Source organism: Streptomyces sp. NRRL S-340, from assembly GCF_000720185.1.
Lineage (GTDB): Bacteria > Actinomycetota > Actinomycetes > Streptomycetales > Streptomycetaceae > Streptomyces.
The window spans coordinates 1-213 of sequence record NZ_JOIY01000153.1 but is presented as its reverse complement, the minus strand read 5'-3'; the positions used below and the strand labels follow the sequence as shown (position 1 = coordinate 213).

Annotated in this window: 1 protein-coding gene; it reads left to right on the top strand. The window is 66.7% G+C overall.

Annotated elements, in window-relative coordinates; all coding sequences use genetic code 11:
• The coding region (locus IG64_RS37365; RefSeq protein WP_234438757.1) for an antibiotic biosynthesis monooxygenase family protein at positions 1-213 on the top strand (213 nt) is incomplete at both ends.

Sequence of the window (213 nt, the reverse complement as noted above, 5' to 3'; positions counted from 1 at the left end):
TGCAGAGCCTGGACGAGATGACGCCGATGTTCGCGCAGTTCAAGGAGAGGACCGGGCCGATCGTCCTGGCCAACACCTTCTTCGTCCCCGAGGAGAGGGCCGGGGAGTTCCTGCCTCTCTTCCGGAGGCAGGCGGAGTTCATGCGGGCCCAGCCGGGATTCGTCTCGCTCCGGATGCACCGGGGAACCGCGGGCAGCCGGCTCATGATGAACG